The following is a 13,399-nucleotide window of genomic DNA, read 5'->3' on the forward strand; positions in this document are numbered from 1 at the left end:
TTGGAGATTGACAGCGCGGGATGCCCGGCGCTTGAACTTTAAGGGGGAATCGCGCGGCATCTTGCCGGGCATTGGCGCGCGGAGGGCATGATGACACGGATCGTGATCGCGGACGATCATCCGCTCTTTCGCGGCGCGCTGCGCCAGGCGGTCTCGCACGCGCTGGCCGGCTCCGAGGTGAGCGAGGTCGGCTCGCTCGAGGCGCTCGGCCAGGCGCTTGCCGAGGCCTCCGATACCGACCTCATCCTGCTCGATCTCAGCATGCCCGGCGTGCAGGGCTTTTCCGGCCTGCTCTTCCTGCGCGCCGCCCATCCCGAGATCCCGGTGATCGTCGTCTCGGCCAATGACGACCCCGCCGTGATCCGCCGCTGCATCGAGTTCGGCGCGCTCGGCTTCCTGCCCAAGACCGCGGAGGTCGGGCAGATGGGCGAGGCGATCCAGGCCGTGCTCGACGGCGGCGTCTGGACCCCGCCGGGCGTCGATCTCTCGGCTCCGGTCGATCACGAGACCGCCGACATGGTCCGCCGCCTCGCCACGCTGACGCCGCAACAGGTGCGCGTGCTGATGATGCTGTCGGAGGGGCTGCTCAACAAGCAGATCGCCTATGAGCTCGGGGTCTCCGAGGCGACGGTCAAGGCGCATGTCTCGGCGATCCTGACCAAGCTCAACGTCGACAGCCGCACCCAGGCCGTGATCGCCGCCGCCAAGATCGCCGGCGCCGGCTGGGCTGCGCAGGGCGCTTCGGCGACGAGCTGAGTGGGATTAAACCAAACAGCCCTCATCCTGAGGAGCCGCGTAGCGGCGTCTCGAAGAATGCTCCAGGAGGCTCCGGAACCAACTGGAGCATCCTTCGAGACGCGCCCTGCGGGCGCTCCTCAGGATGAGGGCTGTAAAATTACCCTGATTGGTTGACGGCGGCGTTCAGCGCAGGTTCAACCGCGAGCGGGTTTTGTCCTGCTGACGATCCGGAGGGGGTTTCCATGGCTAATGGCGGTGGCGCCGAGCGCTTCCTGGGCGGTTCCGTCCTCAGCGTCCTCGTACGCCTGTTCTTCATCTCGCTGCTGGTCGGCGCGGCCATGGCGTTCCTTGGCCTGTCGCCGCGCGGTCTCTTCGACTCGGCGCTGCGCTTCGTCCGCTCGATCACCGATCTCGGCTTCGACGCGGTCCGCGAGGTCGGCGGCTGGGCAATCGCCGGCGCCCTGATCGTCGTGCCGCTCTGGCTGCTCAGCCGCCTGTTTGCGTCGAAGCGGTAGAAGAGGTCCGTTGTGAGCGTGCCATGAAGGCGGAGGCTCGCTGATAAAGGCGTGCGCAGGCTAGATGTCGAGTGTTCGCTTCAACTGCTCGCGGCGCGGCGTGTGCCAGTAATCGTAGCCGCTCCTGTCGTCGTGATCGAACAACGACGTGGTGAAGGCGCGAAATGACGGTGCTTGAAGGCAAAGATAGCTGTTGTCCTCGCTTCCCCAGGCACCCCAGTTTCGAACCCAGCTGTAGATCGCGCCATGATCCTCGTCCCGTAACGACAGGGCGATTTCGAGCAGCCCGGGATCGGCTCCGATCGACATGCATCCGGGTGGCAAGCGATTACCGAGCTCCCGATTCCAGGAGGCGACCCGGCGCCAGCTATAGAGCGGATCGAGGTAATGCTCTGTCGGATTCTCGAAGCCCTCGGCCTCGAGCGCAGTGTGCCTGAACATCAAGGGATAAGGCCGGCCGCCATCGTAGCGAAGCATGAAGCCGCGGTAGTCGTCTGGGAGCCTCAGGCCAGTGTCGCGTTCCCATGTGGAGATCGCGGAAACTGCCTCCCGATCCGCGCTCCAATCCTCGCCGACAGGGCTGATCAGTTTATCCATCGGTGTCTGCCAATCCTTCCACCGGCGCGGTCTAGATTGCAGAGGTCGGAATCGTTGCCGCGATCAGAGCATCTTCCCCCGCGCGACCGCCTCGGCATCGCGCCCGACCAGAGCGTCAAGCCGCGGTAGTCCGGCCTTGCGCATTTGCATGTCGAGCCCGCGCTTGACCTCGCCGACCAGCCCCGGGCCCTTGAACACCATCGCCGAATAGAACTGCACCAGGCTCGCCCCGGCGCGGATCTTGGCGAAGGCGGTCTCGGCGGAATCGATGCCGCCGACGCCGATCAGCGGGAACTGGCGCTCGACTCGCAGGAAGGTCTCGGCGAGAATCCGCGTCGAGGCCGCAAACAGCGGCTTGCCCGAGAGGCCGCCGGTCTCGGCCTTGTTCGTGCTGCGCAGGCTGTCCGGCCGCGCGATCGTCGTGTTCGAGACGATCATGCCGTCGATCTTGCGGCGGCGGGCGACCGCGACCATGCCGTCGAGTTCGGCCATGGTCAGGTCGGGCGCGATCTTGATCAGCACCGGCGTCGGCTTGCCCCCGATTGCAGCCTCGTCGCGGGCGGCAAGCGTGCGTGCGATCAGGTCGTCGAGCGCGCTCTCGGCCTGCAGATCGCGCAGGCCAGGCGTGTTCGGCGAGGAGACGTTGACGGTGAGGAAATCAGCGAGGGGCGCGAGCCTGCGCGCCAGCGTCGCATAGTCGGCGCTGCGGTCGGCTGAATCCTTGTTGGCGCCGAGGTTGACGCCGACGATGCCGCCCTTCTTCCGGCGCACCTGAAGCCGCGCCGCAACCGCCTCCATGCCTTCGCTGTTGAGGCCATAGCGGTTGATCACCGCCTCGTCCTCCGGCAGGCGGAAGACGCGCGGGCGCGGATTGCCCGGCTGCGGCAGCGGTGTCACTCCGCCGACTTCGACAAAGCCGAAGCCGAGGCCGAGCGTCCCATCGACCGCTTCGGCATGCTTGTCGAAGCCGGCAGCAAGGCCGACCGGATTGGCAAAGCGCAGCCCGAACGCCTCGACCGCGAGCGACGGCGGATCGGCCGCTGGTCGCAGCGGTGGCGCAGCCGCCAGTGCCGCGATCGTCAGCCGGTGAGCCTGTTCGGCGTCGAGCTTGTGGATCAGCGGCCGCGCCAGGCCGAACAACGCTCCGATCACGCGACATCCTCCGGAAAGACATGGCCGCCTTCGCCTGATGGCAGCGGCGCGATCCAGCGCGCCTGCTTCGGATCGAGCGGAGCATAAAGATGCGGGAACAGCGCGCCGCCGCGCGATGGTTCGTAGCGCAGGGCCGCGCCAAGCGTGGCGTCGTCGATGGCGATCAGCAGCAAACCGTCCTGGCCGGCGAAATGTCTGGCTGCGGTCTCGCGGGCCTGGGAGCCGGTGGAGAAATGGATGAAACCGTCGGCGAGGTCGACCGGCGCTCCCTTGAAGAGGCTTGCGGCCTCAGCCTCGCGCCAGAGCGCCTCGGGACAGATCTTGTAGATGAGCGGCATGGTGCCGGACATATCGCCTGCGGGCCGCCGACAAAAGCGGAAACCGTGTCGCACAGAGACCGCTCTCGGATTTCTTCGCCTAAGGCGCAGGCTCGCCTCTGGCGGGATGCTCCGGGACAAAAATCGGCATCCGGAGCTGCTCAACGCAACGAATCAGATTGAATTCTTATCTGATAGGGGATATTTCCTATTCGTATCCCCGCTTTGCGCCGCGCCGGCACCATCAGGAACGAGGCCTCTCCGCGATGCTGTCCCATGACCAGATATGGAGCGCGATCGACACGCTCGCCCAGCGCTATGGCCTCTCCCCGTCCGGTCTGGCGCGCAAGGCCGGGCTCGACGCCACGACCTTCAACCGCTCGAAGCGCGTCGGCACTGACGGACGCGAGCGCTGGCCCTCGACCGAATCGATCGCCAAGATCCTCGCCGCCACCGGCGCCTCCTTCGACGAGTTCATGAACGTGATTCGGCGTGGCGCGCCGCCGGCGCACACGATTCCGCTGATTGGCTTCGCCCAGGCGGGATCCGGCGGCTTCTTCGACGATGGCGGCTTCCCGCTCGGCTCCGGTTGGGACGAGGTCGCCTTCCCGGGTCTGCAGGACGAGAAGGCCTATGCGCTCGAAATCGCCGGCGATTCGATGCTGCCGCTCTATCGCGACGGCGACACCATCATCGTCTCGCCCGGTGCCGCGATCCGCCGCGGCGACCGGGTCGTGGTCAAGACCGTCGAGGGCGAGGTTCTGGCCAAGCAGCTCAGGCGTCAGACGGCGAAGACGGTCGAGCTCGCCTCGCTCAATCCAGAGCATTCCGACCGCGTGCTGGCGCTCGCCGAAATCGCCTTCATGGCGCGGGTGATCTGGGCGAGCCAGTAGGCAACGCCGAAGCCGCTCTTTTACCACAGCCCTCATCCTGAGGAGCCGCGCAGCGGCGTCTCGAAGGATGCTTCAGGAGGCTCCGGAGCTATCTGGAGCATCCTTCGAGACGCAGCCTGAAGGCCACTCCTCAGGATGAGGGCTGAAATCAGGCCAATACGCGCTGCGCCGGCAGCGACACCGTGAACACTGCGCCGGTTTCTGATGGTTCGAGCGCGATCATGCCGCCATGCAGCCGCACCAGTTCGGCGGCGATGGCGAGGCCGAGGCCGGTGCCACCGGGATTGACTGAGCCGCGGAAGGCCTGAAACAGGTTGTCGCGCGCCCGCGCCGGCACGCCTGGCCCGTTATCGGCTATGCGGAGGATGATCTCCTCATGACGCCGACCGGCGCTGATCCTGAGCGCGGGCGTCCGCTCGCCGGCTTCGGCGACGCCGTCGAGCGCCTGGATCGCATTGCGCATCAGATTGGACAGGACACGCGCCATCTGGTCGGGGTCGCAAGGGGCGATCACCTCGGCCGGTACCTCGTTGGCGAAGACGATCGTGCCGTTCTCGCCGAGGCCGAGCAGCTCGGCCTGTTCGGCGACGAGCTGGCGCAGTGCCACGTCGCGCAGCGCCGGGTTGGCCTCGGTGGCCCGGCCATAGGCGAGCGTCGCCTGGCAGAAGTCGATGGCGCGTCCGAGCGTCGCGATCAACCGCGGCGCGAAACGCCTTATCTTCGGATCGCGCGTCTCGGTCAGCCGGTCCGACATCAACTGCGCCGCGGCCAGCATGTTGCGCAGGTCATGGTTGATCTTGCTGACGGCGAGCCCGAGCTCGGCGAGGTGTTTCTTGGCGCGAAGATCATCGGCGAGCGTCGCCTGCATGCGCGCCAGCGCCCGCTGTGCTTCGCCGATCTCGTCGGCGCGCTGGGTCGGCTCGATGATCCGGCGCGGGTTTTCCGGGTCGTGCTCGAACTCCATCACATTGGCGGCGAGATGGCGGATCGGCTGGACGATCAGCCAGTTCAGCGAGAGATAGACCAGCCCCGCCGTCAGGATCGAGATGATCAGCGTGACCAGCGTCAGGTTGATCGAAAATTTCAGCATGGCGTGGCGCAGCGGCCGCTCGTCGATCACCATCTCGACGAAATCGGCGGCGCCGACCGCCTGGCCAACCACCCGGATCGGCATCTCGTGCGACGGGCTGACCAGCGTCGCCACCGATTCCACGATCGATTGCATCCAGCTCTGGTCGCGCAGGTCGACGGTCTTGGCGACCTCGTGCGGCATCGAGTCGAGGCTGAGCAGGCGCCGCGCGCCGCCCACGCGCGCGGCGATGGCGGAGGCGCCGACGCCGGCGAGCAGCCGCTCCTCGCTGCCCTCGGGCATGCCCTCCGCCGGTGCGCCCTCGAGCACGAGCACGGCGATCTGCGCTGCCGCCAGCCGGTCGTTCAGCCAGTTGCGCCTGAAGTTCGCGACCGAAGGCAGATAGATCAGCACCTCGGCCAGCATCACGAACAGGATGGTCAGCACGAGCAGCTTGGCCGACAGGCCGAGCTGCGTCGGCCCGCGCGGAACGCTGATCGACAGGGCGTTGGGATCGAACCGTCTCGGCGACATCAAGAGCCAGTCTATCCGAAACGGCGCAGAAAGCCGATCAATCGGCGAATACCCGGTTTCGCTGCGAGCGGCGTCTGGAAGGAGAGCGCCGCGCGCTGCGAAATCTCGGACAGGCTCTGGGACGGAGCGATGAGCCCGGCCATCTCCCTGACATTCATCCGCTTTCGCACGGCCAGGACCCAGGGTGCGATCAGCTCGGCGGCCTGTGCTCCGGCGATGACGACGCCGAGGATGATGCCCTTGCCGTCGGTCATCAGCTTGATCAGCCCCTCGGCCTGTCTTTCGGCGTGAGCGAGCCCGCTCTCGGCATAGGGCCAGCGCAGCACCTGGATCGCGCCTTGCGCGCGCGCCTGCGCCTCGCTCAGGCCGACGCTCGCCAATCCCGGTTGGCCGTGAACGGTGCGCGGTACCTGTTCCGGCCTGAAGCGGATGGGCAGACGAAACAGGGCATTGCGGAGCACGAGCCCGGCCTGATGCTGGGCAGCATGGCTGGACACCATCCCGGCAGCCGCGCCGCCGGCGCAGGCGCCGATGGCGTAGATGCGGCGATTGGCGGCGCGCAGCGAGGCGTCGACGATGACGCCTGTATCGTCGCTGCGAACTCCCGCAAGGTCGAGTTCTAGCCCGGCAATGTTCGGCTTGCGACCGCTTGCGACCAGGAGATGCGTGCCGTCGATGGTGAGGTCGCCGTCGAGGACGAGGCGTGGCCGCTGCCGGTGGCTCTCGGCACGCAGGATCGGCCGGCTTTCATGCAAGGCGATCCCGTCGCCCAGCAGAGCGCGCCTGAGCACGCCCACCGCTTCAGGATCCTCCTCCGGCAGCAGGCCATCCGGTGCGATCAGAGTAACATCGCTGCCGAGCGCCCGCATCGCTTGCGCCAGCTCGATAGCCGCCGCGGTACCGCCGAGCATGATCAACCGGTCCGGCCGCTTGGCCAGATCGAAAATGCTGTCTTCGGTCAGATGGGGGAGGTCGGCGAGACCGGGGATCGAAAGTCGCGTCGGCAGCGAGCCGGTGGCGATGACGAAACGCCGAGCCCTGATCACGGTCCCGCCGACATTGATTTGATGGCGGTTCTGGAAGCGCGCTTCGCCCTTGAGCATGAGGACGCCCAGGGCGGTGAGGCGCTCATCCGAGTCGTTCGCGGCAGCTCTGGCTGCAACCTGGTCGAGACGAGCCCGGACGCGGCCATAATCTGTCTGGCCTGCATCCACCGCGAGGCCGAAGGACATAGCGCTGGCGACAGCCCGCGCCAGGCCGGCCGCGGCGCGTAAAGCCTGGCCGCGTGCGCCTTCGTTCGGGGGAAGCTCGCTCCCGCCATGCCGAACCAGGACGGTTCGGACTCCGAACAATGCAGCGGCCGTCGCGACTGCAAGCCCGCCCGGCCCATGGCCGATGACGCAGATGTCCGGCGTCAGCGGCTCACTGCTGGCTGCTGGGCTGGCGGTATCGCTCAAGCCGCGTCTCCCGGTCGCTGTCCTGCAGGTGCAGATGCGTTGCCGCACCGGCGGAATCAAGCACGCCGTTACGATACCAGGGCGGAAACGGCCGATTCCAGCAGGACGATGGCCTGGCGCCGGCGCTCAGGCGATCTTGCGGGGCTCGTCCTTGCCGAACTCCGACACCGGCTGCGGCCGGCCGAACAGGTAGCCTTGCGCCCGCTGGGCGCCGAGCAACTGCACCGCCATGCGCTGCGCTTCCGTCTCGATCCCCTCGACGACCACGTTCATCGACAGGCGCCGGGCGAGCTGGCACACCGCCTCGATCACGGCCTTCGAGGCCTCGTCGCTATTGACGTCACGGCTGAAGCTCTGGTCGATCTTCACCTGCGAGAACGGATAGGTCGAGAGATAGGCGAGTGAGGAATAGCCCGTCCCAAAATCGTCGAGCGCGAACTTCACGCCGATCGCGCGCAGCTCGTTGATGACCTCGAGCGTCGTCTTGTTGTCCTCGATCAGCAGCGATTCCGTCACCTCGAGCGTCAGCCGACCAGGCGCGAGATGGGAAAGCAGCAGCGCATTCTTCACGGTTTCGACGATGCGGCGGGGCTCGCGGAACTGCAGCGGCGAGATGTTGACGGAGACGCCGACGCCATCGGGCCATTTTGCCGCATCGCGGCAGGCCTGGCGAATCGCCCAGTCGCCCATTCCGGCAATCAGGCCCGATTGTTCGGCGATCGGGATGAAAACGCCGGGCGGGACCATGCCGCGCGTCGGGTGCCGCCAGCGCATCAGCGCCTCGCGCGTCACGATCTCCTGCGTGCGCAGCTCGATGATCGGCTGGTAGTACAGCTCGAGCACGCCGTCGGCACTGGCCTGGCGCAGATCGAGCTCGATCTCGTGGCGTTCGAGCATCTCTTCCGCCATGGCGGGGTCGAAGAAGGTAGCGGTGTTGCGGCCGGCTCCCTTCGCCTTGTACAGCGCCGTGTCGGCATGGCGCAGCAGGTCGGCCGGCGTGGCGCCGTCCACCGGCGCCAGCGCGATGCCGATGCTGGCGGTGACATAGACGGTCTTGGTCTCGAGCTCGAAGGCCCGATCCATCGACTCGATCATGCGTTGCGCGATCATCCTGACCGTCGCGATATCGGTCGCCGGCAGGATCAGCACGAACTCGTCCCCGCCGAAGCGTGCCAGCAGGTCGTTGTGGCGGATCGCGCTTTTCAGGCGCGCGGCGGTCTGAATCAGGACCCGGTCGCCGATATCGTGGCCGAGATTGTCGTTGACCTGCTTGAAGCCGTCGAGGTCGATATAAAGCAGCGCGAAGGTCTCGCCGGTCCGCTCGTGGCGACGGAAGGCGTCGGCCAGTTGCGTGTTGAACTCGAAACGGTTGGCGAGTCCGGTCAGCTCGTCGAAGCGCGCCATCTGCTCGATCCGCGCCTCGGTCGCCTTCCGCTCGGTCGCATCCTCGGTCAGCATCAGCACGCCGCCTTCGGCCGCGGGGGCAATGGTGACGACGAGCATCCGGCCGTTGCGCGACTGCAATTCATAGACGGCCGCCTGCTGCGCCGTCCGGACGCCGTCGAGCGCAGCCTTGATGTCGCGCACCTGTTCCGGCGTCATCACCTGCCGCTCGACCAGGAAACGGGCGATCGCCGTGATCGGCGTGCCCGGCAGCGCCAGCGTCTCAGGAACCCCGTAGAGAGCGGCATGAGGCGCGTTCGAGACCGCAAGATCGAGCTTGCGGTCGAACATCGCCAGCCCATGGATCATCGTGTTGAGCGCCGCGTCGAGCGTCAGGTTCTGCGAGCGCAGGGCGGTCGCCAGGGCCTTGGATTGCTTGGTCGCGTCGCTGAGCGCCAGCAGGTTGCGGTGCAGCGAGTTGGTGATCGCGATATTGGCGCCGACATAGAGGAAAGCGAAGTAGCCGATGTACTGGTAGTACGGATTTTGCGCCTGAATCAGGCCGATCGCCATCGGTACACAGAAGGTCAGGAGCTGGACGGCGACGAATTTCGGCCGTCCAGCATTGCGCGCGACATAGCCGGATGCGAGCGCGATCGTCGAGGACACTGAGGTGATGTGAGCGGCGGGGTCGTCGGTCCAGGCCAGCGCGGCATAGCAGCTAAAGCCGAGGACCGCGCTGAATACGGTCGCCCCCAAGAAATACTCCCGGTCCCAGCGCCTGGTCTGCGCCAGAGTATCCTCGGAATGGTCGAGCCGGCGATAACGGACCACCGTAATGATCCGCATGACGACGACCAGCGCGACGCCAAGCGTCAGCGCCATGAACAACTCGGCCCTGGTGGCAATCCAGCACAGGAACGGCGTGAGGATACCGGCGATACCGCCGGGGATGATCGAGCCCGGCGAGGAGAACAGCGAAGAGACGAGCAGGCGATAATCGACAAGGTCGACCGCGTTCCGGCCGTCATGCCCGGCCGGCTGTCCCGCGATCGTCCTGTCTGCGCTGGCGTCGCGCAACCGGTTCGGCACTCCCGCCATCCGCTCCTGCCTTTTGACGGTCTCCGGAGAGGCGGTTGAACGACCTATCCTATGCCGCGTCACCTAACGGCTTTAAGAGGGAAAGGTAAAAGTTTCATGAGAGTTACACGGCGGAGTCGCACAATCCTTGCGAACGCCGGCATGGCCGGCGTTCGCTGCGGCCTGCTCAGGCTACGCCGACGCCGGCGAACCGGTCTTCCGGGGCCCGCTGATAGACGCGCGAGAGCATGCGATCCTGCGTCTGGGCGATACGCTGCAGCTTCGAGATCGCGCTCGGGTGCAGGCGCAGCATGCAGTCGGTCCAGAGTTGGCCGAGATATTCGAGTTCCTCGCGCAGATTGCCGGCGCGGCGGTTGAAGGCCGAGAACAATGCTGTCCTGGCGGCGTGGATTGGCAGCGAGTCGGCGGCGTATTTGCGGAGCCAGTCCTCGCCCGTGCCGGCCGGCACCACTGCCTCCAGCCCGCCCGCAGCCATGAACTCGGCCGCGCTCATCTCCTCGCCCGATTGCAGCATGTGCTCGGCTGCACGTTGCCCCATCCGGCGCGACAGCAGCCCGACGGCCGTGATCGGGAAGTGGTTGAACTTGATCTCCGGGTAGACGAACGAAGCCTGCTCCTCGGCGATCATGACGTTGCATGAGCGCGGCGCATCGATGCCGCCGCCGATCGCCTTGGCGTGGATCGTCGACAGCGTGACGACCATGCCGTTGAGGCCGCTGGCGTTGCGCAGCGCGTCCTCGACCGAGAGCCGGGCGTATTCCGCCAGCGCCGGGCGGTCGTTCTTGGCGAGGCAGTCGAGATAGAAGTCGAGATCGCCGCCGAGGGTGAAGAACGGCCCCGTGCCGCGGAAGGCGAGGAAGCGCACCGGGGCGTTGTGATATTGCTCCGGCGCACCCCAGAGATCGATGATCGCCTGCTGAATTTTGCCGAGGCTCTCGAGCAACTGCAGCGTGAAGACCGGCTTCAGCTCCGGCTTGATGGTGACCCAGAGCAGGCGCAGCTCCGGCTCATAGGCGAGCTGAACCTCCGGCAGGAAGCCGGCGTGGTGGCGGATCGCCTCGATCACGTCGCCGTTGGTGAGCTCGGCAGCGGCCTGGCCGCCAGCCGTGGGTGCATAGCTCTGAAACATCGTCCTGTCTCCGCCTCGCATCGCACCCCTCGACGCCGCCGAGGGTAGACAAAGTTAATGATCTGTAAACGCAAACCGCCGGAAATGGTTAATTTACTTAAGTTTTATCGGTTACGTCTCAAGTCGGCTCACCAGCGAGAACCGCGCCCTTCGACTGTTTCGCCAGCGCCGTCTCGTTACCCTCGATGCACGCAATGGGCGTGCCACCGTACCACCATTCGGTCAGGGTTGCCGAGATAAGGAAAATTTTACCAATCGAGACAGGGCCTTGCGTCGCTTCCCAGCGCGTCGGGCGTTGGCATCTTCAGCGGCGCGCCCACAACCGCGGGAGGTTGGCCCGATGACGGTGCGGAACAGGGATGTTCCATCCCGAGACCCACGGCGCCGCAGTTGTGCCGCAATCGACCGTGCTAAGAAGAGGCGTCCCGGCGGACCGGCCTTGTCCGGACCCGGCCGAGCCGCTAACCATGAAGCAACGCCCACCGCCGAACGGCTGCGGGTATTCCGACGAGCTGACGCCTTGAGCCGCCAGACCGAAGCCGATGATGAGAGAAGGGCGCGCCTCGCTGCCGCCCTTCGCGAGAATCTGAAGCGCCGCAAGGCGCAGGCCCGGGCTCGGCGCACCTCGGACACGCCGGCCGAGGATCAGCTACCGCCCGCCCAGGCCGAACCTCCCCGGTCCTGATCCCCCTTTCTGGCCGGCGCCCGCCGCCGGCCGTCCTGCAGGACGAGCCCAATGGACCGTATCCGCATCACCGGCGGCCAGCGCCTCAATGGCGTGATCCCGATTTCCGGCGCGAAGAACGCGGCGCTGCCGCTGATGATCGCGAGCCTCCTCACCGACGAGACGCTGACGCTGACCAATGTGCCGCGGCTCTCCGACGTCAGCGCGCTCTCGCGCATTCTCTCCAATCACGGCGTCGATCGCTCGGTTGCCGGCAAGCGCATCGGCCAGAGCGCCGAGACTGGTCAGACCGTCGCTTTGACGGCACGCCAGATCGTCGACACCTGCGCTCCCTACGATCTGGTCTCGACCATGCGTGCCAGTTTCTGGGTGATCGCGCCGATTCTCGCCCGCATGGGCGAGGCCAAGGTGTCGCTGCCCGGCGGCTGCGCCATCGGCACCCGCCCGGTCGATCTCCTGCTGATGGCGCTGGAGCGTCTCGGGGCGACCATCACCATCGAGGGTGGCTATGCGTTGGCCCGCGCGCCCAAGGGGCTCAAGGGTGCCGAGATCGTCTTCCCGAAAGTCACCGTCGGCGGCACCCATACCGCGCTGATGGCTGCGGTACTGGCCGACGGCACCACCGTGATCGAGAACGCCGCGCGTGAGCCCGAAGTGGTCGATCTCGCCCTCTGCCTCGACAAGATGGGCGCGAAGATCGAGGGAGCGGGGACCTCGCGGATCACCATCCAGGGCGTCTCGCGTCTCGGTGGGGCGCACCATGCCGTTTTGCCGGACCGGATCGAGACCGGCACCTATGCGATGGCGGTGGCGATGACGGGTGGCGACGTCCTGCTCGAGGGCGCGCGCGCTGATCTGCTGCAGGCGGGGCTCGATGTTCTCAGCCAGGCCGGCGTCGACGTTTCCGAGACCAATGAGGGCATTCGCGTCCGCCGCAATGGCGCGGCGCTTGAGCCGGTCGATGTCACCACCGATCCTTTCCCAGGCTTCCCGACCGATCTCCAGGCCCAGCTGATGGCGCTGATGACCATGGCCAAGGGGACGTCGCGCATCCGCGAGACGATCTTCGAGAACCGCTTCATGCATGTGCAGGAGCTCGCCCGGCTCGGCGCGAAGATTCGGCTCGATGGCGATGCCGCCTATGTCGACGGTGTCGAGAAGCTCACCGGCGCACCGGTGATGGCGACCGATCTGCGCGCCTCGGTCTCGCTCGTGATTGGCGGTCTCGTCGCCGAAGGCGAGACGATGATCAACCGCGTCTATCATCTCGATCGTGGTTTCGAGGCGCTGGAAACCAAACTTGGTCGCTGCGGCGCCCAGATCGAGCGCATCAGCGGTTGACGCAAGGCTACGCCCCCGCCAGATAAAGCGCATGTCCGATCCCGTCGCCGAGCCGCTGAGACTGATTGCGCTGGATGCCGAAGATCTGTCGGTGATCTCGGCACATCTGCAGGATGCGGTGTTGAAGCGCGGAGATATCGCCTATCTGCCGGCCGAGAAGCGTTTTGCCCTGGCGTTGCGCCGCTTCGACTGGGAGGGCGCGACGCAGGGCCAGAAGCGCCGCCGGCTCTCTGCCCTGCATTTCGAGCGCGTGACGGCCGCGCGCAGCACGAAGATCGCGGCGGGCGAGGGCGCGGTGCTTAGTCTGCTCGCCGTCACCTTCGCCGAGAGCGATGGGCCGGCCGGCCAAGTCACCCTGCATTTCTCCGATGGCGCCGCCATTCGTCTCGATGTCGAATGCATTGAGGCGCAGATGAAGGATCTGGGCCCGATCTGGGAAGCCGTCGCGACGCCTGCCCATCCGGACGCCGGCTGACCCTCCTTCGGAC

The 13,399-nt window shown here is 66.5% G+C and carries 12 protein-coding genes; 5 read left to right on the forward strand and 7 right to left on the reverse strand.

From position 1 onward, the window contains the following. The first annotated feature begins 90 nt into the window (after positions 1–90). Together QO058_RS21680 and QO058_RS21685 are read left to right on the forward strand one after the other, a co-directional pair. Positions 91–756: a response regulator gene (locus QO058_RS21680; RefSeq protein ID WP_432211965.1), complete on the forward strand. Its 666-nt coding sequence runs from the start codon at positions 91–93 to the stop codon at positions 754–756. Between the two features lie 224 nt (positions 757–980). Then, positions 981–1,253, forward strand: coding sequence for a DUF6460 domain-containing protein (locus QO058_RS21685; protein WP_284168300.1), 273 nt, complete (start codon positions 981–983; stop codon positions 1,251–1,253). Positions 1,254–1,313: 60 nt separating this feature from the next. On the opposite strand, the gene QO058_RS21690 is transcribed toward QO058_RS21685, so the two are convergent. The 3 genes from QO058_RS21690 to QO058_RS21700 all read right to left on the reverse strand — a co-directional run bounded on the left by QO058_RS21690 (position 1,314) and on the right by QO058_RS21700 (position 3,340). Continuing rightward, positions 1,314–1,850: an SMI1/KNR4 family protein gene (locus QO058_RS21690; RefSeq protein WP_284168301.1), complete on the reverse strand. Its 537-nt coding sequence runs from the start codon at positions 1,848–1,850 to the stop codon at positions 1,314–1,316. Positions 1,851–1,913: 63 nt separating this feature from the next. Continuing rightward, the gene (locus QO058_RS21695; protein WP_284168303.1) at positions 1,914–3,002 is read right to left on the reverse strand and encodes a quinone-dependent dihydroorotate dehydrogenase; all 1,089 of its coding nucleotides are present in this window, start codon (positions 3,000–3,002) and stop codon (positions 1,914–1,916) included. After that, on the reverse strand, positions 2,999–3,340 hold the full coding sequence (locus QO058_RS21700; RefSeq protein WP_284168304.1) for a DUF952 domain-containing protein: 342 nt from the start codon (positions 3,338–3,340) through the stop codon (positions 2,999–3,001). The genes QO058_RS21695 and QO058_RS21700 overlap by 4 nt, the downstream gene beginning before the upstream one ends. Before the next feature lie 245 nt (positions 3,341–3,585). Between QO058_RS21700 and QO058_RS21705 the strand changes: the two genes are divergently transcribed. Continuing rightward, positions 3,586–4,212 carry a S24 family peptidase gene (locus QO058_RS21705; protein ID WP_284168306.1) on the forward strand — a complete coding sequence of 209 codons (627 nt, stop codon included), beginning with the start codon at positions 3,586–3,588 and terminating at the stop codon, positions 4,210–4,212. A 148-nt stretch (positions 4,213–4,360) separates the two neighbouring features. Here QO058_RS21705 and QO058_RS21710 read toward each other — a convergent pair whose 3' ends face one another. From QO058_RS21710 to QO058_RS21725, 4 genes are all read right to left on the reverse strand, one after another. Further along, positions 4,361–5,815, reverse strand: coding sequence for a sensor histidine kinase (locus QO058_RS21710; RefSeq protein ID WP_284168307.1), 1,455 nt, complete (start codon positions 5,813–5,815; stop codon positions 4,361–4,363). An 11-nt stretch (positions 5,816–5,826) separates the two neighbouring features. Further along, entirely contained in the window at positions 5,827–7,272 is a 1,446-nt protein-coding gene (locus QO058_RS21715; protein WP_284168308.1) for a dihydrolipoyl dehydrogenase family protein, read from the reverse strand. 126 nt (positions 7,273–7,398) lie between these two features. Further along, positions 7,399–9,747, reverse strand: coding sequence for a putative bifunctional diguanylate cyclase/phosphodiesterase (locus QO058_RS21720; protein ID WP_284168309.1), 2,349 nt, complete (start codon positions 9,745–9,747; stop codon positions 7,399–7,401). A 175-nt stretch (positions 9,748–9,922) separates the two neighbouring features. Continuing rightward, a complete protein-coding gene (locus QO058_RS21725; RefSeq protein ID WP_284168310.1) occupies positions 9,923–10,885 on the reverse strand; it encodes an enoyl-CoA hydratase-related protein in 963 nt (320 codons plus the stop codon). A gap of 736 nt (positions 10,886–11,621) precedes the next feature. Here QO058_RS21725 and murA point away from each other — a divergent pair. Together murA and QO058_RS21735 are read left to right on the forward strand one after the other, a co-directional pair. Beyond that, positions 11,622–12,911 (forward strand): UDP-N-acetylglucosamine 1-carboxyvinyltransferase, encoded by a 1,290-nt coding sequence (gene murA / locus QO058_RS21730; RefSeq protein ID WP_284168311.1) that lies wholly within the window; start codon positions 11,622–11,624, stop codon positions 12,909–12,911. 31 nt (positions 12,912–12,942) lie between these two features. Then, entirely contained in the window at positions 12,943–13,386 is a 444-nt protein-coding gene (locus tag QO058_RS21735) for a DUF2948 family protein (protein ID WP_284168312.1), read from the forward strand. The last annotated feature ends 13 nt before the right edge of the window (positions 13,387–13,399 follow it).

Source organism: Bosea vestrisii, from assembly GCF_030144325.1.
GTDB lineage: Bacteria > Pseudomonadota > Alphaproteobacteria > Rhizobiales > Beijerinckiaceae > Allobosea > Allobosea vestrisii_A.